The following is an 18,624-nucleotide window of genomic DNA, read 5'->3' as shown; positions in this document are numbered from 1 at the left end:
CTTGCGGCATTCGATGCCACCCTTTTGCCGGTGGCAGACCTCCGGCGCCCTGTCGAATCTCCACGATGCGCTTACGTGCGGCGCTGAAATCTTCGACATTCAACAACCGAATTGACGGCCGCGATGCTATGTTGCTGCACGAGGGTGCTCTTCGGTCGCCGCGTCGCGGTGCGCCAGGGGGATACCGACGACCTCCGGCCGTCATACCCGACCTTCCGTTCGTGGGGGGCGGTGAATCGGGTGGGCCGGAGAGTGCGATCGAGGAGCACTCTCAAAGACCGAGACGCGAAACCCCGCACCGGACGGTGCGGGGTTTCGCGTTGCGAGGGGTCGGGCTGCCTACTCCTCGGTGTAGTTACGGGTGACCGCCGGGTCGACCGGAATGCCGGGACCGGTGGTCGTCGAGACCACGACCTTCTTGAGGTAGCGGCCCTTCGACGAGGACGGCTTGGCACGCAGAACTTCTTCCAGCGCGGCGCCGTAGTTCTCGACGAGCGCCTTCTCGTCGAACGACGCCTTGCCGATGACGAAGTGCAGGTTGGCCTGCTTGTCGACACGGAAGTTGATCTTGCCGCCCTTGATGTCGGCGACGGCCTTGGCTACGTCCGGGGTCACAGTGCCGGTCTTGGGGTTCGGCATCAGGCCACGGGGCCCGAGGATGCGGGCGATGCGGCCGACCTTGGCCATCTGATCGGGTGTCGCGATCGCGGCGTCGAAGTCGAGCATGCCGCCCTGGATCTGCTCGATCAGGTCGTCGCTGCCGACGATGTCGGCGCCGGCGGCCTGCGCCTGCTCAGCCTTGTCACCGACGGCGAAGACGGCGACACGGGCGGTCTTGCCGGTGCCGTGCGGCAGGTTCACGGTTCCACGGACCATCTGGTCGGCCTTGCGGGGGTCGACGCCCAGACGGATCGCGACCTCGACGGTGGCGTCCTGCTTCTTCGACGACGTCTCCTTGGCCAGCTTCGCGGCTTCCAGCGGCGAATAGAGCTTGGACCGGTCGACCTTCTCGGCGGCTTCCCTGTATGCCTTGCTGTTCTTGCTCATTGATATCTCCTTGGTTGCAGAAGTTGTGGTTGGTGCGAGCCGATGCCAGCTCTCCCACGGACTAGGTGTTGAGACTGCGAGCAGGGCGGTGGTTACTCGAACTTCTCCACCGTCACCGCAGTCTCAACGCGGGGTGTCGATTCGCAAGCTACTCGACTGTGCCCCGGGTCGATCCGCAAGCTACTCGACTGTGATCCCCATGGACCGGGCGGTGCCGGCGATGATCTTGGCGGCCTGATCGATGTCGTTGGCGTTCAGGTCTTCCTTCTTGGTCTCGGCGATCTCACGCACCTGATCCCAGGTCACCTTCGCAACCTTGGTCTTGTGCGGCTCGCCGGAACCCTTGGGAACACCGGCCGCCTTGAGCAGCAGCTTGGCCGCGGGCGGGGTCTTCAGCGCGAACGTGAAGCTGCGATCCTCGTAGACGGTGATCTCCACGGGGATGACGTTGCCGCGCTGCGACTCGGTGGCAGCGTTGTACGCCTTGCAGAACTCCATGATGTTGACGCCGTGCTGGCCGAGCGCGGGTCCGACCGGCGGGGCGGGATTGGCCTGCCCGGCCTGGATCTGCAGCTTGATCAGCCCGGCGACCTTCTTCTTCGGGGGCATGGCTGTGCTTTCTCTCTTCTCTCGTTCTCTTCGAAGTGGGGCTTGTACGGCCCGCGTTAAATCTTGGCGACCTGGGTGAAGGTCAGTTCGACCGGTGTCTCACGTCCGAAGATGGACACCAGCACCTTGAGCTTCTGCTGTTCGGCGTTGACCTCGCTGATCGATGCCGGCAGGGTCGCGAACGGTCCGTCCATGACGGTGACGGACTCGCCCACCTCGAAGTCGACCTCGATGACGGGACGCTCGATGCCACCGGCCTCGGCTGCGGCAGTGGATGCGGCCGTGGCGGCCTTGCCGGGCTTCTTGGCCGCGGCGGGCGGCAGCAGGAACTTCACCACGTCGTCCAGCGACAGCGGCGACGGCCGTGACGTCGCACCGACGAAACCGGTCACGCCCGGGGTGTTGCGCACCGCGCCCCACGACTCGTCGTTGAGTTCCATGCGGACCAGGATGTAGCCGGGCAACACCTTGCGGTTGACCTGCTTGCGCTGGCCGTTCTTGATCTCGGTGACTTCCTCGGTGGGCACCTCGACCTGGAAGATGTAGTCGCCGACGTCGAGGTTCTGCACGCGGGTTTCGAGGTTGGCTTTCACCTTGTTCTCGTAACCGGCGTAGGAGTGGATGACGTACCACTCGCCCGGCTTCAGACGCAGCTCCTTCTTGAGCGCGACCGCGGGATCCTCGTCCTCGGCCTCTGCAGGCGCCGCCTCGGCCTCTGCAGGGGTCGCCTCGTCGTCATCGGCACCGTCATCGGCGGCGGGCGCGGCGTCCTCGTCGCTGCCCACGGCCTCGGCGTCGGCACCAGCCCGAACCTCGGCGTTGGTCTCGTCGCCGTCGATGGTGTCGACGGTGTCGCCCGAAGGCGCTTCCCCGTCGAAGCTAGTCACGTGTCAGTCCTCTCTCAATGTGTTCGCCACGGCGCGTAGCCGTGCCGGGTCGGCGGCGGTCAGGCGAAGATCCAGGTCACGATCCTGGACAGGCCGATGTCGACGCCACCGATCAGCGCCACCATGAACACCAGGAACACGAGCACGACCGTCGTGTACGTGACCATCTGCTTGCGGTTCGGCCAGATGACCTTCCGCAGTTCACCGACAACTTCCCGCAGGTAGTTGAGGACGAACGCGAACGGGTTGAAGCCGCCCTTACCCGGGCCGTCCTTGGGCTTCTTGGCGGTCTTCTTCTTGGCCCGGGGGCCATCGCCGTCGTCCTTGGATCCCGAACTGTCGGTCTCGGGAGCTTCGTCGCTGTCCTCGTCGGTCTCGGCTACCCGCCGGGTCCGCTTGCCCGTGGGGCGCAGCGGCCGCGTCACCACCGCGGTCTGACCGCCGGTGTCACCGTCGTCGCTCTGTGCGCCGTTGTCGGTGTCCGCGGAGCTGACACCGTCGCGCTCGTCGCTCACCGCATGCTTCCCATCTGATCGTCGTCTGACCGTCTTCTGTGCGGTCACCTACTACCAGTGTCCACACTTGTCGAGTATTCAGTTGAGCAGGGGCGACAGGACTTGAACCTGCAACCTGCGGTTTTGGAGACCGCTGCTCTGCCAGTTGAGCTACGCCCCTTCACGGGCCCCTATCGGGCCCACACAATTCGCGCGCTCCCCGTTCGGTCGATCTGAGCCGACGGACAGCGCGCTTAACTGGGAAAACCCCGAAGCCCGAGTGTAGCGCGCCCGGGGTCTCAGTTACTAATCCGAGTCCGGATCCGAACCGGGATCGTGCTGGACCGGTCTGCGCAGCACCTGACCGGTCTCCGGATCCCAGCCGGCAGAGATCGAGTTGTCCCCCTCGTGACCCATCAATGTGGTGAAGGCCTCCATCACCACTTCGCCGTGCTGGTTGGTCAGCACGTTGCGGGTGGTGACGATGTCGGCGCCGAACCGCTCGGCCACGGTCTCGATGTGCATCACGCCGGTGACCTCGTCGCCCTCTTTGATCGGGCTGTGGAACAGGAACTTCTGGTCGACCTGGACGATCTGCATGGTCTCGAATCCGACGTCGACGTGCTGGAAGAAGTGTCGCTGGATCATCACGGCGAAGATCGACAGGAACGTCGGGCCTGCGACGAGTCCGGGGTGGCCGAGCGCGGCGGCGGCCTCGACGTCGTGCGAGGCCGGGTCGTGAGCCTTGACGGCCTTGGCGTACTGGCGGATCTGCTCGCGTCCGACGACGTAGGGCTCGGGGTACTTGTAGACCATCCCGCGGATGTCTGTCTTGAGTGCCATCGCTGTCTACCTATGCGAGCTTCGCGACGGCGACGGCGCGGCCGAAGATCTTCTTCCCGCCGGCGGTGGCGCTCAACGCGATGGTGACCGTCTTCGCCTCGGGATCGACGGACTTCACCCGCCCGTTGAACACGATCTCGGCACCTTTGCCGTCGTTGGGGACGGGCACCACGGCGGTGAAGCGCACGTTGTACTCGGTGACCGCGGCCGGGTCGCCGACCCAGGACGTCACATAGCCGCCGCCCAGTCCCATGGTCAGCATGCCGTGGGCGATGGCGGTGTCCAGCCCCACCTGCTTGGCGATCTCGTCGTCCCAGTGGATCGGGTTCAGGTCTCCCGACACACCCGCGTAGTTGACGAGGTCGGCCCGCGTGAGCGGAATGACCCGTTCGGGCAGTTGATCGCCCACGCTTACCGAACTGAACTCACGCAGTGCCATCTGAAAAGCCACTCTCCCCGTCTTCTTCGCTACGCCCCGCCAGCGTGGTGTAGCTCTCCTGCACGACCTCGCCGTTTTCGCGGCTGACGATGTTCTTGGTGACGATGATGTCGGTGCCGTGCGCTTTGCGGATCGAGTCGACCCACACATCGCAGTACAGTTTGTCGCCGGCCCTGATCGGCGAGACGAACTTGAGCACCTGGTCGACCTGCACGATCTTGGCGTCGGAGAGGGCGATATTGTTGGCCTCGAACATCGCACGCTGGGCCTGGTAGCCGAACACCGAGATGAAGGTCAGCGGCGCCGGGAGCGAATCGTGACCCAGCTCGGCGGCAACTGTTTCCTCGAAGAACGCGGGGTCGTCGTTCTTGACCGCGACGGCGTACTCGCGGATCTTCTCGCGCCCGACTATGTAGTGGTCGGGATAGCGGAAGTGTGACCCGACGAGTCCGTCCAGCAACGACACGAGTGATGAACCTACCTAGTCGACCTCGGCAACCGCGAGTCGACGGTGCCTGCCCTCGTCCGTGTCGCCTACCGCGACTCTTTGTGCGCCTGGTGCTGCCCGCAGTTCGGGCAGAACTTCTTGATCTCGAGCCGGTCGGGATCGTTGCGGCGGTTCTTCTTGGTGATGTAGTTGCGGTGCTTGCACACCTCGCAGGCCAAGGTGATCTTGGGCCGTACGTCGGTACTGGAGGCCACGTCAGTCGTCCTTCTTCTTCGCGTTCAGTCGCGTCGTTCTTGTAGCGGTGGGGAGGCTCGATCTCCCGACCTCACGATTATGAGTCGTGCGCTCTAACCAGCTGAGCTACACCGCCCCGGACGGATCCGGTCTGGGCGCACTCGGTCGCTCGCCCGGTATCCACCGAGCCCCCTAACGGAATCGAACCGTTGACCTTTTCCTTACCATGGAAACGCTCTGCCGACTGAGCTAAGGGGGCCTGAGCCCGCTGAAGTGCCGCGAGCCTTAAAGAGGGTACATTCTCACCGTTTCCGGCGCCAAACCGCTGGTCACTCCCGGCGATCAGCACCCGCCAGCCTACGCTGAGGCCTATGGCCGACTCCGACCGCCTCTACTTCAGACAGCTGCTCTCGGGCCGGGATTTCGCCGCCGGCGACATGATCGCCCAGCAGATGCGCAACTTCGCCTACCTGATCGGCGACCGGGAAACCGGTGACACGGTGGTGGTCGATCCCGCGTACGCCGCCCAGGATCTGGTCGACGCGCTGGAAGCCGACGGTATGCGGCTGTCCGGGGTGCTGGTCACCCACCACCACCCCGACCATATCGGCGGGTCGATGATGGGGTTCGAGCTCAAGGGCCTCGCCGAGTTGCTTGAGCGGGTCAGTGTCCCGGTCCACGTGAATGCCCACGAGGCGGACTGGGTGTCGCGCACCACCGGCATCGCGCCCGGCGAGCTCACGCCGCATGAGCACGGCGACACGGTGTCGGTCGGCGCCATCGACATCGAGCTGCTGCACACCCCCGGCCACACCCCGGGCAGCCAGTGCTTTCTGCTGGACGGGCGCCTGGTCGCGGGCGACACGTTGTTCCTGGAGGGCTGTGGCCGGACCGACTTTCCGGGCGGCGATGCCGACGAGATGTTCCGCAGCCTGCGGGCTCTGGCGCAGTTGCCCGGTGATCCGACGGTGTTCCCCGGACACTGGTACTCCGCCGAGCCGAGCGCGTCGCTGTCGGAGGTGCGCAGCACCAACTACGTCTACCGGGCAAGCAATCTGGAGCAGTGGCGCGCAATGATGGGCGGCTGACCCGCGAAACCGCATTTCGTGGCAGAAGCCGCGGTTTCGCACTGATTCCGTAGCCGAAACCGGGCTTCGGATCGGCCAAACCGAAGACGCGGACCCGCCCTACTGGCAAACTCGAGTCCGGCGCTGTCCGCTACTCACGTCGGGGGTCTTCGTGAAGAACATCGCGCTGTGCTTCGACCTTGCCCGCAGCCGTACCGGGCTGCCCTCGAACACCGGGATCGCGGCCGAGTTGTTGTGCCGGGATGCCCGCCAGCTGGTCTGGTCGCCCGGCGCGCCATCCGCGGCCGGTCGTCCCACCGCGGCGGGGGCCCGGGCCGCGGTGGCCGGGGCCTACGAGTTTCTCGCGCGGTGGTGGGAGCCCGGAGATCGGGTCCTGGTTTTCGGCGGCGGTCACGGTGCCACCTGCGCCTGGGCGCTGGCCCGTCTGCTCGACACGTTCGGGCTGCTGGTGGGCGACGTCCCCGCCGGGCCGGCCACCGGGATCCGGGAGTATGTGCTGGCCACCTACGCGCTGCCACGGACGCGGCGCGACGGCACCGACTGGGCCCGTCTCGCCCGCCTGGCGGCCGACCTGTCGGGCGGCGCCGATGCCGGGGTGGACGTCGACTACCTCGGCCTGTGGGATACCGCCGGGTTGGCGGGGGCGCCGGGGACGGCGACGTCGGTGCCGCTGCCCAACGTCAAGGTCGTCCGAGACGCCGTCTGAGACGAGTGGGGGTGGCATCGTGGAGCAGGTGTGGTTCCGGGGCGCGCACTGTGACGTCGCGGGCGGCAATCACGCGTGCGCGCCGCTCTCGGGCATCGCGCTGGACTGGGTGCTCGACGGCGCCGCTCGCGCGGGTGCGGCGGTGTGTCCGCCGCCGCAACGACCGTCCCCGGATGTCGTCGACGCGCTGGCCGGCAGCGCCCACCCGGTGTCGTTCCGCCGAGTTCCGGCCGGCGCTGCCGTTCACGCAAGCGTGGAGTTCTTTGTGCGCGCGCATCCGTCGTACTGGCGACGGTTGCCCGAGCACGTCGTGTGGACCGATCCCGACTGGGTCGCGCGCGGGGAGCGACTGGTGTCCGACCAGGCGACGCCTCGTGATCCGGCCGCGCCGGCACCGGCCCTCACCGCCACCGGGGTGTCGTGAGTGAGCTGCGGCACACCGCTGGTCGGGCGCTCCTCACGTCGGTCTCCACCGGTCCCGGCTCGATGGTGCGGGGATCCACGCTGTTAGGTTCGATCCATGACCAGCACCGTTTCGTATGAGATCGCGGACGCCGTGGCCACCGTCACCCTCGATGACGGCAAGGTGAACGTGCTGGGACCCGCGATGCAGGCGGCGATCAACGAGGCGCTCGATCGCGCCGAATCCGACGAGGCCAAGGCCGTCGTGCTCGCCGGGAATTCGAGGGTGTTCAGTGGCGGATTCGATCTCGCGGTGTTCCAGTCCGGGGACGCCGACTTGGCGCTGGGCATGCTTGCCGGCGGCTTCGAGTTGTCGCTGCGCACCCTGACGTTCCCGGCGCCGGTGATCATCGCCGCCACCGGACCCGCCATCGCGATGGGATCGTTCCTGCTGCTGTCGGCCGACCACCGAGTGGGCCAACCGAAAACCCGGTGCCAGGCCATCGAGGTGGCGATCGGGATGACCATCCCGATCTCGGCGCTGGAGATCATGCGGATGCGGCTGACCCCGGCGGCGTTCGAACGCGGTGCAGCGCTGGCGGCGACGTTCACCGGTGACGAGGCGATCGCCGGGGGCTGGCTCGACGAGATCGTGGCGGCCGACCAGGTCGTCGCGCGGGCCCAGCAGGTGGCCCAGGAGGCCGCGGCCACGCTGAACCCGGGCGCCCATCTGGCCACCAAGCTCAAGGCACGCCGGCCGGCCCTCGACGCGATCCGAGCCGGAATCGAAGGTCTTCCAAAGGAATTCAGCCTGATCTAGTCCCGGCATCAGGCGCGGGAGAGGCGGTCCGCACCGGCACGCGAGGCCGCCTCCGGTAGCCGCACCCCGCTGCCGATGTTTCTCCGAGATTTCGGCGGTGAGTTCCCCCTAACGAGTTCGTATTCCGTCGGCAACCAATGCGCAACTGTTCGGTCCTGTAATCGAGACAGCCACAGTCACCGGACCACAGGAGCGCCCATGCCTTTTGACGATTCCATCGCCGAGAACATCAAGACCTCGCTTGCCGAGATCCCGCACCCGTCGCTGCCCAAGGGTTCCAACATCTACGGCAGCACCAAGATCTTCCCGGACTACCAGGCCGAGAACGGGGAGAGCTACTTCACCCTGGTTCACGGTATCGCCCACGAGTCGTCGGTCAGTTTCGTCGCAGTGCTCCAGGCGACCCGCGCGCTGCGGAAGGGTTTCGAATCCGCGATCTACTTCTACGGCCCGGGTTCGATCAATTGCCTTGCCACGCGCGGCTTTCCGAAGACCGGAGATTCGGGGTTCCCGGGTGAGCAGAACATCAACGACGCGCTCGGTGCGTTCATCGGCGAGGGTGGAACAGTCTTCTGCTGCCGGTTCGGTCTCGCACTGCACGGGGGCCGCGAGGAGGATCTTATCGAAGGTGTGATCCCGGCACACCCGCTCGACGTGCAGGACGCCCTGATCCATTACGCCCGCAAAGGCGCCATCATCAACTCCACCTACATGGTGTAGGGCGATGACGACACTCGCCGCGGCGGCCGCCAACTTCACCCGCGACCTGGACCAGAACTATGCCGTGATCGCTGCGCTTGCCGACGAAGCCAGGCAGCGGGGGGTGGATTTCCTCGTCCTGCCCGAGGCAGCGATCGGCGGCTATCTGTCGTCGCTGGGCAACCACGGGGACACGGTGCGCAGTACGCCCCGGTCGCTTCCGCCCGCGATCCGACTGGACGGTCCGGAGATCGCTACGGTGCAGCGGATCGTCGGGGATCTGGTCGTCGCCATCGGCTTCTGTGAACTCGCCGACGACGGTGAGACCCGATACAACGCCGCTGCGGTACTCGACGGCGCGACAGTGTACGGCTCGTACCGCAAGGTGCATCAGCCGTTGGGCGAGGGTATGTCCTATTCGGCCGGCACCGATTATGGCGTCTTCGAAACCCCGGTCGGCCGCGTCGGCCTGCAGATCTGCTACGACAAGGCCTTTCCCGAGGCTGCCCGGATCATGGCGTTGAAAGGCGCCCAGGTGATCGCGAGTCTGTCGGCCTGGCCGGCGGCACGCACCGCAACCGCCGAGAATCTGCAGGACGACCGCTGGACCTATCGGTTCAATCTGTTCGACTCCGCCAGAGCGCTGGACAACCAGGTGTTCTGGGTGGCGTCCAACCAGAGCGGAACTTTCGGCTCGCTGCGCTACGTGGGCAACGCGAAAGTGGTTGACCCGGGTGGAAATGTGCTTGCCACAACACTTCTCGGCAGCGGTATGGCGGTCGCCGACGTCGACATCGACGGGACGTTTCGCACCATGCGGGCCGGCATGTTCCATCTGCGCGACCGCAGGCCCGACGTCTACGGGCCGATCACCGATACCGACTCTGTGCCGGGATGGGAGCTGACCCGTGCCTGAGATGACGTTCCGAGTGCGTTGGCCCGACGGTGTCGAGCAGCACTGCTATTCACCGAGCCTGGTGGTGCACGACCATCTGCGCGCGGGGGCCGACTACACCGTCACCGACTTCGTCGAGCGTAGCTCACGCGCGATGACCGAAGCCGGCGACCGGGTCTTGGCGAAATTCGGTTTCGCCTGTACGTCTGCGGCCGCCACTGCCGAACAGATCGTCGAGGCCGCCACCCGCTACCCGGGCGAGGCCGTCCTGCAGGTGGTCTCGATGGACCCCGCATCGGGGGCGTCATGAGCACCCAGATTCCCGTCGCGGTGATCGGCGGCGGTCAGGCCGGATTGTCGGTGAGCTGGTATCTGAGCCAGGCCGGTGTCGACCACGTGGTGCTGGAGGCGCAGACACCGGTACATGCGTGGGCGGATACCCGTTGGGACAACTTCACTCTCGTGACGCCGAATTGGCACTGCCGTCTGCCGGGCTACTGCTATGCCGGATCCGATCCCGATGGTTTCATGACCCGCGACGAGGTGGTGGCATGGCTGTCCGGCTGGCTGGACACCTTCGATGCCCCGGTCCGCACGCACACCCGGGTGACCCGGTTGCGGCACGGCGCCGACGGGGGTTTCGAACTCACCCTGGGCACCGATGACGGTCAGGACACCTTGTCGTGTACCCATGCCGTCGTGGCCACCGGCGGTTACCCGATTCCGGTGCTGCCCAACTATGCGGGGGCGCTGTCGTCTTCGGTCACTCAGATTCACTCCGAGCAGTACCGCAACGCCGATGAACTCCCCGACGGCGCTGTGCTGGTGGTCGGGACGGGTCAGTCCGGCGCCCAGATCGCCGAGGACCTCCATCTGGCTGGGCGGCAGGTGCATCTGGCGGTGGGGAGCGCCCCCAGAGTGGCTCGGTTCTACCGCGGGCGCGACTGCATGACCTGGCTGGCCGAGATGGGTCTCTATGATCGGCCCGCGGGCGAGTACCCGGGCGGCAAGGCGGCCATCGAGAAGACCAACCACTACGTCACCGGACGCGACGGCGGTCGCGACATCGACCTGCGCCGCTTCGCTGCCGAGGGGATGCGACTCTACGGTGCGTTGGTCGACGGTCACGGCACCGCACTGCGGTTCTCGCCGACACTGCGGGACGCCCTCGATCATGCCGACGAGGTGTACAACTCGATCTGCAACGACATCGACACTCACATCGAACGCACCGGGGCGCAGGCGGACCCGCCGAGCCGCTACACCCCGGTCTGGGAGCCCGACACCGAGCCCACGACGTTGGATCTGCACGCCGCGGGGGTGACGACCATCGTGTGGGCGATCGGGTACCGGCCCGACTACCGGTGGATCGAGGCCAGCGCGTTCGACGGCGGTGGCCGCCCGATGCAGAACCGAGGCATCACCACCGTGGCGGGGTTGAGCTTCATCGGCCTGCCCTGGATGCACACCTGGGGGTCGGGCCGGTTTCTCGGCATCGACCGCGACGCGGCTCATGTCGCCGCGGCGATCATCGCGAGCCTGCGCGGAGCCCGGATCGAGTCAACCCGGCTGCGGCTGGCGGTAGGAGGCTGAGCAATGACATCCCCGAAATCATCCACCCGGGTTGATCTCGCGCTGCTCGGCATCCGGGGCCGTCCACCGCTGAGCCGGGGCGCCGGTGCCGGGCCCAGCGCCGACGGTCATCTGGTGATCGACGGACTCAACGCCGCGATTCCCCGTAACCCGTTGAGCCCGTTCACCTTCGACGGGGACAGGATTCTGTTCGACGGACATGACTCCGGCCTCGATGTCGAGGTGATCCACCGGCCGAGATTCTACGATCTGGTCACGGTCGACGGAGTTCGCTATGAGAAGTTGGCTCGGTTACACGGGCGTGATGTCCTGGCCACCACGGTGGTTCAGACCTGTGTTCGCTACTCCCCCGATCAGCGCTGCCGGTTCTGCTCGATCGAGGAGTCGCTGCGCGCGGGTGCGACGACCGCGGTGAAGCGTCCGGCGGATCTCGCCGAGGTGGCCCGGGCAGCCGTCACCCTCGACGGCGTCACGCAGATGGTGATGACGACAGGAACCTCGGCGGGCACCGACCGCGGTGCTGTGCATCTGGCTCGATGTGTGCGGGCGGTCAAAGCGGCGGTGCCGCAACTGCCGATCCAGGTGCAGTGCGAGCCACCGGCGGATCTGAGCGTGCTCACCGACCTGCGCGCGGCCGGCGCGGACGCGATCGGCATCCACGTCGAATCCCTCGACGACGAGGTGCGACGCCGATGGATGCCCGGGAAGGCGACGGTGCCGCTGGCCCAGTACCGGGCGGCCTGGCGGGAAGCGGTCCGGGTGTTCGGCCGCAACCAGGTGTCGACCTATCTTCTCATCGGGCTCGGCGAGGACACCGAGGAGTTGATCGCCGGTGCCGCCGAGTTGATCGAGATGGGTGTCTATCCGTTCGTGGTGCCCTTCCGTCCGCATCCGGGCACTCTGGCTGTCGACATCGACGGGGTGCCGGCGCCCGACGCCGCGGTGGTCGAGAAGGTGTCGCGCGAGGTGGCTGACCGCCTGCGACTGGCCGGCATGGCCGGCTCCGACCAGAAGGCCGGCTGCGCCGCCTGCGGCGCCTGCGGTGTGCTCCAGCCGCTGGGCGGGTGAATCACATGCTTTTCGGAGGTTCATCGACCGGAAGCGCGGTGGCCAGGGGTGAGTTGTCCATCCTGGCGGGCACGCGGCCACCCTCCTCGGCGCGTTTCCTCATCCATCCCGCCGATCACCGTGAACGCGAGCACTACCGCCGACTGCGGCGGGAGTCGTTCGTCGTCGAACAGGGCATGTTCGACGGAACCGACCGCGACGACGTCGACGACGACCCCCGTACGGCGGTGCTGGTCGCGGTCGGGGCCGACGGCACGGTGGTCGGCGGTGTCCGGTTGGCGCCGGCCTGCACACCAGACATCGGGTGGTGGACGGGCAGCAGACTGGTCGCCGATCCGGCCGCCCGGGCTGCGGGTCTGGGTCCCGCGCTGATCCGTGCCGCCTGTGCCTATGTCGAGTCGGTCGGGGCACTGCGCTTCGAGGCCACTGTGCAGCGCCGCTATGGGCCGATGTTCACCGGGCTGGGCTGGACCGAGCACGGCGAGTGCGTCGTTGCCGGGCGCCCACACCTGGTGATGCGATGGCCGATGGATCCGATTTCGCGCGCCGCGGTCGCGACGAAATCCTTCCTGGGCGAGACACTCGCGCCGCTGCGTGAGATGGCCGGTGCGCTGGGTCCGGCCGGATTCGTCGGAGACGACGGTGTCCCCCTGCCAGGCAGCGATGTGGTGGCCGCCTGCGATGCGATCATCCCGTCGATGGTCGAGCGGGATCCGGAGTGGGCGGGCTGGTGCTCGGTGCTGGTGAACGTCAACGATCTCGCCGCGATGGGTGCCACCCCAACCGGCCTGCTCGACGCGGTCGGCGCACCGACCCGGTCGGTGTTGACGCGCATCGTGCGTGGGCTGGCCCGCGCCTCGCAGGCGTGGCGGGTTCCGGTGCTGGGCGGTCACACTCAGGTAGGGGTGCCGGCCGCGCTGGCGGTGACCGCACTGGGCCGTACCACCGATCCGGTGCCCGCCGGCGGCGGTGTGGCCGGCGATGCGGTGCGGTTGGCCGTCGACCTCAACGGCGGTTGGCGCCCCGGCTACCACGGCAGGCAGTGGGACTCGACGAGCACCCGCAGCCCAAATGAACTTGCGGCGCTGATGTCCTATGTGGCCACGGCGCGCCCGCGTGCGGCCAAGGACGTCAGCATGGCCGGGATCGCAGGGACCGCGGGGATGCTGGCCGAAGCGTCCGGGGTCGGCGCCGAGCTCGATGTCGCGACGGTTCCGCGTCCCGCCGACGTCGAGATGGCATCCTGGCTGACGTGTTTCCCCGGCTTCGGCATGCTGACCACCGGTGACCAGGGCGCTGCCCCGTTACCCGACGGGGTCGTCGCCCGGGGGTGCGGCCGACTCGTCGCTGAGCCCGGCATCCGTCTGCGTTGGCCCGACGGGGCGGTGACCACCGCGCTGCCGGCCGGCGTGACCGGGCTGGGGACCGCGTGAGCCATGGCGCCGACCAGGATAGGGGCCGTCGCAGCGCATTTCGGCCGTGATCTGGACCGCGGGGTGGCCAAGGTGGTGGGCATCATCGAGGCCGCCGCGCGGGACGGCGTGCACCTGCTGGTGTTCCCGGACGCCTGCCTCGGCGGCTATATCGGCGATCTGCGCGCTCCCGACCCGAGCGATCCGCCACCGGCGCTGGATCCGGACGGTCCCGAGATCAGGACAGTGATCGCTGCGGCGGGCCCGATGACCGTCTGCGTCGGCTACGCCGAGGCGGCGCCCGGTGGCGCCCGCTACAACTCGGCGATCGCGGTGTGCGGGGACGGCGTGCTCGGCACCCACCGCAAGGTGCACCAGCCGGCCGGCGAGTCCATGGCCTACCTGGCCGGTGACGCGTTCGGCGCGTTCGACACCCCGGTCGGCAGGATGGGCATGCTGATCGACTACGACAAGACCTTCCCCGAGGCCGCCCGTACGCTGGCCCTCGACGGAGCGCAGATCATCGCCGCGCTGTCGGCGTGGCCGGCCAGCGTCACCGATCGGGCGTCGCGACTACCCGCCGACCGCCAGTCGCGGCTGTTCGATCTCTACGACTGTGCCCGTGCCGCCGAGAACCAGGTCGTCCTGGTCTCGGCGAACCAGACCGGAATCATGGGATCGTTGCGTTTTCTCGGCCAGGCCAAAGTGGTCGGGCCCGGCGGCGACGTGCTGGTCACCACCCGGTCCAAGGGCGGTCTGGCTGACGTCGAGATCGATGTGGACGCCGAGATCGCGCGAGCCCGTAAGGTGCTGGATCACCTGGCCGAGCGTCGGGTGGATGCCTACTCGGTGCCGGAGCGGAGCTGACCGATGCGCGTGGCGTTGATCACCTACTCGACCAAACCTCGCGGCGGCGTCGTGCACACCCTCAATCTGGCCGAGGCGCTGGCCGCCGAAGGCCTCGATGTCACCATCTGGTCGCTGGCCCGCCAGGGTGACACCGGTTTCTTCAGGGCCGTCGATCCGGCGGTGACGGTACGGTTGCTCAGGTTTGCCGACCGACCCGGGGAGTCGGTCACCGAGCGCATCGTGCGGTCGATCGACACCCTGCGCGACGCGTTCACCCCTGACGTCTACGACATCGTGCACGCGCAGGACTGCATCAGCGCCAACGCCGTCGGCAGTTGCATCCGCACCATCCACCACCTCGATGAGTTCACCACCCCGATCCTTGTCGAATGCCACGAGAAAGCCGTCGTGGAACCGTACGCGCGGATCTGTGTGTCGGCCGCGGTCGCCACCGAGGTGACCGCAGGCTGGGGACTGCAGCCCACGGTGATTCCGAACGGCGTGCGGGCCGACCGGTTCATCGCCGCCGCGGCTGCGACCGACCGGGGTCACCGGCACGCCGGACTGGGGCGGTATGTACTGGCTGTCGGCGGGATCGAACCACGTAAGGGCACCATCGACCTCCTGGAGGCCCATCATCTGGTTCGGCAACACGACCGGAACCTCCAACTGGTCATCGCCGGTGGTGAGACGCTCTTCGACTACCGGGATTACCGCGCCCGTTTCGATCAACGGTGCGATGAGCTCGGGTGGCGACCGGTCATCCTCGGCGCGGTCCCCGACGACGAGCTACCCGCCATCATGGCCGGCGCCGAGGTGTTCGCTTTTCCGTCCACCAAGGAGGGCTTCGGGTTGGCCGCGATGGAGGCCCTCGCGGCCGGGCGGCCGGTCGTCGCTCGTGACTTGCCAGTCCTGCGGGAGGTTTTCGGCGATACGGTGCGTTACGCCTCGACCGTCGAGGGCCTCGCCGAGGCGTTGCAGGACGCGGTCGGCGACACCGGCCGGTCTGCGGCCGCGGGCCGGGCCTTGGCGGAATCGATGACGTGGAAGGCCGCCGCGTGCGCCCATATCGCCTTCTACACAGCACACCCGCGGCCCACCGGTGCCATGATGTCCGGGTGACTCACGTCCGGGGCCGGATCTGGCGCGACGGCAAACCCGCCGACGATTTCGAGTTCGCCGCGATCTCGGACTGCCTGGCTTCCGAGGACACCCTGGTGTGGTGTGACATCTCAGGACCCGACCACGGGATCCTGACCGAGCTGGCCGGTGAGTTGCACCTCAACACGTGGGCCGTCGAGGACGCCCTCGCCGACGCCGAACGCACCAAGGCCGTCGTCTACCGCACCCACACGTTCTTCACCGTCTACGGCGTGACGGTCAAGACACCTCCGCCCACCGAGTTCACCGAGTCCACGCTGGAAAAGCACCGTGTCTCGGCGTTCGTGCTGCCGCGGGGGCTGATCACCGTGCGGTTGTCGGACAGATTCGACATGGACGAGGTCTCGAAGCGTTTCGATGAGCTCGCGGGCCAGGAGTACGGTGTCGGCTCGCTGGTGCACGCCCTGCTCGACGTGGTGGTCGACGGCCACTTCGACGCGGTACAGGGACTCGACGAGGGCATCGAATCGCTGGAGGACAGCCTGTTCGACGAGTCGATACCACGTAAACAGTTCCAGCACAGCATATTTCAACTACGCAAGGATCTGGTCGCGTTGCGCCGGGTGGTGCTGCCGATGCGTGAGGTGGTGCTGGCCATCCAGCATCGCCGATTGGAGACCAAGATCGCGGTGGAACTCGATCCGCTCTATGCCGATCTCTACGACCATGTACAGCGGGTCTCGGAGTGGACGGAATCGCTGCGCGACATGGTGACGACGGTGTTCGAGACGAACCTGTCGCTACAGGACGCGCGGTTGAACACCGTGATGAAGAAGCTGACCGGCTGGGCGGCGATCGTCGCTGTACCGACCGCCATCACCGGATTCTACGGGCAGAACGTGGATTACCCGGGCATCGACAGCTTCGGCGGATTTCTGACCAGCAGCGTCATCATCGTCGTCCTGGTGCTGGTGTTGTTCCTGGCCTTCAAGCGCAGGGACTGGATCTAGCGTCCAGCGTCGCGACCCGCCGGCCGCCGGACCGGTACACCGCGCAGAACCCTTCATCGGTCTCGGCCAGCGCGCAATCGTCATAGCTGCCGCCCCATCCTCGATAGGACAGCGTGAAAGCGCCTACCTTAGAGGCAAATCCAGGAACCTTGTTCCACGCAGCCGGTTGACCGGCCGCGTTGAGGCCGGCGATCAGGCCCTGCTGGGTGGCATCGCGCCAGTGTTCGGCGACCACCGGCCGGCCCGCCGCGACGTTGTGGGCGAGGGTGACATCGCCTGCGGCGTAGACATTGCCGATGGAGGTACGCATGTGCTCGTCGACGACCACTCGCCCGGCCCGGGTCGCCAGACCGGCGCCGGTGGCCAGCCGGATGTCGGGGCGCACCCCGGTGGCGGCGACCACGACATCGCCGTCGATGTGCTCCCCCGATGCCAGGGTCACCCCGGTGTCGTCTATGGCGGTCACCGTCGTCGACGACACCACCCGCACCCCGGACTGGGCCAGCATCGCGGCGACGCGCCCGCCTACATCCGTCCCGAACCGCCTTTGCAGCGGCACCGATTCGGGCACCACGGCGGTGGTGGCCACACCGAGGCCGGCCAGGCACGCCGCGGCCTCACACCCGACCAGACCACCGCCGATCACCACGGCGCTGGCGGAGTAGCGCGCGGCCATCTTCAGCGCGACCGCGTCGCCGAACGTCCGTAACCGCTGTGCGCGGTCCGCGCCGGGCACCCGCAACGGCACCGCGGCAGATCCGGGCGCCAGCACCAGATGCCAGTACGGGTGGCGCGCACCCCCGGTCGTGATCACCTGCTGGGCATCGATGTCGATGTGCGCCACGGTCACACCGAGCAGCAGGTCGATGTTCTGCCGCCGGAACCAGCCGGCGCTGTGCAAATCCAGATTGGTGTGACCGCCGCCCAGGAACTCCTTGCTCAGCGGCGGTTTGGCGTAGGGCAGCGCCGGGTCGGCGGACAGGATCCGGACCGGGATCCGCGGATGCCTGCTGCGAAATGTCTCGGCCGCGCTGACACCCGCGGGCCCGCTGCCAATGCACAGAAAGCCGGGTGCCGCCATGGGTCCGGGGTACCACCGCGGCGGGCGCTCCAATCGCCCGGCCCGACCCCGGGTCAGCGTTCGGTCACATTTGCCGTGGCCCGTCGCGCCTCAACCGTTGAGCAGCGAGGATCAGGTGTGCAAACATCTGCGCATGGAGCCGTTCGGGGACCCTGAAGCCCGCATCCGAGACCTCGAGCGTCCGCTTGCCGACCGGGCCCGGGCCAGCGAGTTGGGCACGGGACCGTCCGAGGGGGTATCGCCGCCCACCGTGCCGGTCCCACCTCAGCACCACGGACCACCGTCTCAGCCGTACGGATCGCCGTCTCAGCCGTACGGATCGCCGCGCCAGCCCTACGGCTCGCCGTATTACGCGCCACCACAGCGGGTGGTGCGCAAGCCATCCCACACCGTGGCGACGTGGCTGGTTCCGATCGCGGTCGTCACCGTGCTGGTGGTGGGCGTTGCGGGCGCGGTCATGTTCCTGAACTTCGGCGAGCAGCCGGTGCCGCGTCCCGCCGCGCCCACCGCAGGCCGGGGCGAACCGCCCGTGGTGGGCGGCGGCGGACCGCTGGAGGGGCCACCGAGGGTGGGCGTGGACAGCCCCGTCGACTCCACCGAGAAGGTTGTCACGGTCCAAGCGGGCGGCTCGGTGAGTCTCGGCGGTGTCAGCACGGAGCGCATCGTGTTCTGCGACGGCGGTGCGGTGAACATCAGCGGGATGCGCAACGACGTCCGGGTGCAGGGCGCCTGCACGTCGGTCATCGTGTCCGGCATCGAGAACACCGTCACCCTCGATTCGGCCGACATCATCAGCGCATCCGGCGTCGACAACCGGGTCAGCTACCGTTCCGGGAACCCGGAGACCTCGACGTCGGGGTTCGGCAACATCATCGAGCCGGACTGAGCGTCGCCGCCCT

General features: G+C 67.5%; 23 protein-coding genes and 3 tRNA genes. 14 read left to right on the top strand and 12 right to left on the bottom strand.

The window, feature by feature from the left end; all coding sequences use genetic code 11:
* Positions 1–339 precede the first annotated feature (339 nt).
* From rplA to ACNUDN_RS05090, 11 genes are all read right to left on the bottom strand, one after another.
* Positions 340–1,047 carry a 50S ribosomal protein L1 gene (gene rplA / locus ACNUDN_RS05140; protein WP_419120948.1) on the bottom strand — a complete coding sequence of 236 codons (708 nt, stop codon included), beginning with the start codon at positions 1,045–1,047 and terminating at the stop codon, positions 340–342.
* Between the two features lie 180 nt (positions 1,048–1,227).
* The gene (gene rplK / locus ACNUDN_RS05135) at positions 1,228–1,656 is read right to left on the bottom strand and encodes a 50S ribosomal protein L11 (RefSeq protein WP_003929645.1); all 429 of its coding nucleotides are present in this window, start codon (positions 1,654–1,656) and stop codon (positions 1,228–1,230) included.
* Between the two features lie 56 nt (positions 1,657–1,712).
* Positions 1,713–2,543 carry a transcription termination/antitermination protein NusG gene (gene nusG / locus ACNUDN_RS05130; RefSeq protein WP_419120947.1) on the bottom strand — a complete coding sequence of 277 codons (831 nt, stop codon included), beginning with the start codon at positions 2,541–2,543 and terminating at the stop codon, positions 1,713–1,715.
* Positions 2,544–2,602: 59 nt separating this feature from the next.
* Complete coding sequence (gene secE, locus ACNUDN_RS05125) at positions 2,603–3,058, bottom strand: preprotein translocase subunit SecE (protein ID WP_419120946.1); 456 nt, start codon at positions 3,056–3,058, stop codon at positions 2,603–2,605.
* Between the two features lie 87 nt (positions 3,059–3,145).
* Positions 3,146–3,218, bottom strand: a tRNA-Trp gene (locus tag ACNUDN_RS05120).
* A 125-nt stretch (positions 3,219–3,343) separates the two neighbouring features.
* Positions 3,344–3,880, bottom strand: a complete 537-nt coding sequence (gene hadC, locus ACNUDN_RS05115) for a (3R)-hydroxyacyl-ACP dehydratase subunit HadC (RefSeq protein WP_419120945.1) — start codon at positions 3,878–3,880, stop codon at positions 3,344–3,346.
* Between the two features lie 10 nt (positions 3,881–3,890).
* Entirely contained in the window at positions 3,891–4,319 is a 429-nt protein-coding gene (hadB, locus tag ACNUDN_RS05110; RefSeq protein WP_419125020.1) for a (3R)-hydroxyacyl-ACP dehydratase subunit HadB, read from the bottom strand.
* Positions 4,306–4,785: a (3R)-hydroxyacyl-ACP dehydratase subunit HadA gene (gene hadA / locus ACNUDN_RS05105; protein ID WP_419120944.1), complete on the bottom strand. Its 480-nt coding sequence runs from the start codon at positions 4,783–4,785 to the stop codon at positions 4,306–4,308. Before hadA ends, hadB begins: the two co-directional genes overlap by 14 nt.
* Positions 4,786–4,853: 68 nt before the next feature.
* On the bottom strand, positions 4,854–5,021 hold the full coding sequence (gene rpmG / locus ACNUDN_RS05100) for a 50S ribosomal protein L33 (protein WP_419120943.1): 168 nt from the start codon (positions 5,019–5,021) through the stop codon (positions 4,854–4,856).
* A gap of 42 nt (positions 5,022–5,063) precedes the next feature.
* A tRNA-Met gene (locus ACNUDN_RS05095) sits at positions 5,064–5,137 on the bottom strand.
* Positions 5,138–5,187: 50 nt separating this feature from the next.
* Positions 5,188–5,260, bottom strand: a tRNA-Thr gene (locus tag ACNUDN_RS05090).
* Between the two features lie 112 nt (positions 5,261–5,372).
* On the opposite strand from ACNUDN_RS05090, the gene ACNUDN_RS05085 reads away from it, so the two are divergent.
* The 13 genes from ACNUDN_RS05085 (at position 5,373) to ACNUDN_RS05025 (ending at position 16,644) form a co-directional block, all read left to right on the top strand.
* Positions 5,373–6,089 (top strand): MBL fold metallo-hydrolase, encoded by a 717-nt coding sequence (locus ACNUDN_RS05085; RefSeq protein ID WP_419120942.1) that lies wholly within the window; start codon positions 5,373–5,375, stop codon positions 6,087–6,089.
* A gap of 151 nt (positions 6,090–6,240) precedes the next feature.
* The gene (locus tag ACNUDN_RS05080) at positions 6,241–6,795 is read left to right on the top strand and encodes a phospholipase effector Tle1 domain-containing protein (RefSeq protein ID WP_419120941.1); all 555 of its coding nucleotides are present in this window, start codon (positions 6,241–6,243) and stop codon (positions 6,793–6,795) included.
* Between the two features lie 19 nt (positions 6,796–6,814).
* Complete coding sequence (locus ACNUDN_RS05075; RefSeq protein ID WP_419120940.1) at positions 6,815–7,219, top strand: T6SS phospholipase effector Tle1-like catalytic domain-containing protein; 405 nt, start codon at positions 6,815–6,817, stop codon at positions 7,217–7,219.
* A gap of 96 nt (positions 7,220–7,315) precedes the next feature.
* Positions 7,316–8,017 (top strand): crotonase/enoyl-CoA hydratase family protein, encoded by a 702-nt coding sequence (locus ACNUDN_RS05070; protein ID WP_419120939.1) that lies wholly within the window; start codon positions 7,316–7,318, stop codon positions 8,015–8,017.
* Positions 8,018–8,215: 198 nt separating this feature from the next.
* Positions 8,216–8,737 carry an MSMEG_0572/Sll0783 family nitrogen starvation response protein gene (locus ACNUDN_RS05065; RefSeq protein WP_419120938.1) on the top strand — a complete coding sequence of 174 codons (522 nt, stop codon included), beginning with the start codon at positions 8,216–8,218 and terminating at the stop codon, positions 8,735–8,737.
* Positions 8,738–8,741: 4 nt separating this feature from the next.
* Positions 8,742–9,632, top strand: coding sequence for a carbon-nitrogen hydrolase family protein (locus ACNUDN_RS05060; RefSeq protein WP_419120937.1), 891 nt, complete (start codon positions 8,742–8,744; stop codon positions 9,630–9,632).
* Positions 9,625–9,921, top strand: a complete 297-nt coding sequence (locus ACNUDN_RS05055) for an MSMEG_0570 family nitrogen starvation response protein (RefSeq protein WP_419120936.1) — start codon at positions 9,625–9,627, stop codon at positions 9,919–9,921. The genes ACNUDN_RS05060 and ACNUDN_RS05055 overlap by 8 nt, the downstream gene beginning before the upstream one ends.
* Complete coding sequence (locus ACNUDN_RS05050; protein WP_419120935.1) at positions 9,918–11,204, top strand: MSMEG_0569 family flavin-dependent oxidoreductase; 1,287 nt, start codon at positions 9,918–9,920, stop codon at positions 11,202–11,204. The genes ACNUDN_RS05055 and ACNUDN_RS05050 overlap by 4 nt, the downstream gene beginning before the upstream one ends.
* A gap of 3 nt (positions 11,205–11,207) precedes the next feature.
* Positions 11,208–12,272 carry an MSMEG_0568 family radical SAM protein gene (locus ACNUDN_RS05045; RefSeq protein WP_419120934.1) on the top strand — a complete coding sequence of 355 codons (1,065 nt, stop codon included), beginning with the start codon at positions 11,208–11,210 and terminating at the stop codon, positions 12,270–12,272.
* A gap of 5 nt (positions 12,273–12,277) precedes the next feature.
* Entirely contained in the window at positions 12,278–13,705 is a 1,428-nt protein-coding gene (locus ACNUDN_RS05040) for an MSMEG_0567/sll0787 family protein (protein WP_419120933.1), read from the top strand.
* 3 nt (positions 13,706–13,708) lie between these two features.
* Complete coding sequence (locus ACNUDN_RS05035) at positions 13,709–14,551, top strand: carbon-nitrogen hydrolase family protein (protein WP_419120932.1); 843 nt, start codon at positions 13,709–13,711, stop codon at positions 14,549–14,551.
* Between the two features lie 3 nt (positions 14,552–14,554).
* A complete protein-coding gene (locus ACNUDN_RS05030) occupies positions 14,555–15,655 on the top strand; it encodes an MSMEG_0565 family glycosyltransferase (RefSeq protein WP_419120931.1) in 1,101 nt (366 codons plus the stop codon).
* Entirely contained in the window at positions 15,652–16,644 is a 993-nt protein-coding gene (locus ACNUDN_RS05025; RefSeq protein ID WP_419120930.1) for a magnesium transporter CorA family protein, read from the top strand. The genes ACNUDN_RS05030 and ACNUDN_RS05025 overlap by 4 nt, the downstream gene beginning before the upstream one ends.
* Here the strand turns inward: ACNUDN_RS05025 and ACNUDN_RS05020 are convergent.
* Positions 16,622–17,725 (bottom strand): NAD(P)/FAD-dependent oxidoreductase, encoded by a 1,104-nt coding sequence (locus ACNUDN_RS05020; RefSeq protein ID WP_419120929.1) that lies wholly within the window; start codon positions 17,723–17,725, stop codon positions 16,622–16,624. The two genes, ACNUDN_RS05025 and ACNUDN_RS05020, sit on opposite strands and share 23 nt — an antisense overlap.
* A 97-nt stretch (positions 17,726–17,822) precedes the next feature.
* On the opposite strand from ACNUDN_RS05020, the gene ACNUDN_RS05015 reads away from it, so the two are divergent.
* Positions 17,823–18,611 carry a DUF3060 domain-containing protein gene (locus ACNUDN_RS05015; protein ID WP_431959445.1) on the top strand — a complete coding sequence of 263 codons (789 nt, stop codon included), beginning with the start codon at positions 17,823–17,825 and terminating at the stop codon, positions 18,609–18,611.
* Positions 18,612–18,624 lie beyond the last annotated feature (13 nt).

This window comes from Mycobacterium sp. smrl_JER01, assembly GCF_048513595.2.
In the GTDB taxonomy this organism is placed as follows: domain Bacteria; phylum Actinomycetota; class Actinomycetes; order Mycobacteriales; family Mycobacteriaceae; genus Mycobacterium.
The sequence above is the reverse complement of the archived record's forward strand: the minus strand, read 5'-3'. Positions and strand labels throughout refer to the sequence as shown.

What these genes read in the sequence shown, in the direction of transcription:
- ACNUDN_RS05050 (WP_419120935.1), top strand. Translation starts at nt 9,918, where the DNA reads ATGAGCACCCAGATTCCCGTCGCGGTGATCGGCGGCGGTCAGGCCGGA.
- ACNUDN_RS05035 (WP_419120932.1), top strand. Translation starts at nt 13,709, where the DNA reads ATGGCGCCGACCAGGATAGGGGCCGTCGCAGCGCATTTCGGCCGTGAT.
- hadB (WP_419125020.1), bottom strand. Translation starts at nt 4,319, where the DNA reads ATGGCACTGCGTGAGTTCAGTTCGGTAAGCGTGGGCGATCAACTGCCC.
- rplK (WP_003929645.1), bottom strand. Translation starts at nt 1,656, where the DNA reads ATGCCCCCGAAGAAGAAGGTCGCCGGGCTGATCAAGCTGCAGATCCAG.
- ACNUDN_RS05040 (WP_419120933.1), top strand. Translation starts at nt 12,278, where the DNA reads ATGCTTTTCGGAGGTTCATCGACCGGAAGCGCGGTGGCCAGGGGTGAG.
- hadC (WP_419120945.1), bottom strand. Translation starts at nt 3,880, where the DNA reads ATGGCACTCAAGACAGACATCCGCGGGATGGTCTACAAGTACCCCGAG.
- ACNUDN_RS05030 (WP_419120931.1), top strand. Translation starts at nt 14,555, where the DNA reads ATGCGCGTGGCGTTGATCACCTACTCGACCAAACCTCGCGGCGGCGTC.
- ACNUDN_RS05065 (WP_419120938.1), top strand. Translation starts at nt 8,216, where the DNA reads ATGCCTTTTGACGATTCCATCGCCGAGAACATCAAGACCTCGCTTGCC.
- ACNUDN_RS05085 (WP_419120942.1), top strand. Translation starts at nt 5,373, where the DNA reads ATGGCCGACTCCGACCGCCTCTACTTCAGACAGCTGCTCTCGGGCCGG.
- ACNUDN_RS05070 (WP_419120939.1), top strand. Translation starts at nt 7,316, where the DNA reads ATGACCAGCACCGTTTCGTATGAGATCGCGGACGCCGTGGCCACCGTC.
- rplA (WP_419120948.1), bottom strand. Translation starts at nt 1,047, where the DNA reads ATGAGCAAGAACAGCAAGGCATACAGGGAAGCCGCCGAGAAGGTCGAC.
- ACNUDN_RS05060 (WP_419120937.1), top strand. Translation starts at nt 8,742, where the DNA reads ATGACGACACTCGCCGCGGCGGCCGCCAACTTCACCCGCGACCTGGAC.
- ACNUDN_RS05020 (WP_419120929.1), bottom strand. Translation starts at nt 17,725, where the DNA reads ATGGCGGCACCCGGCTTTCTGTGCATTGGCAGCGGGCCCGCGGGTGTC.
- ACNUDN_RS05045 (WP_419120934.1), top strand. Translation starts at nt 11,208, where the DNA reads ATGACATCCCCGAAATCATCCACCCGGGTTGATCTCGCGCTGCTCGGC.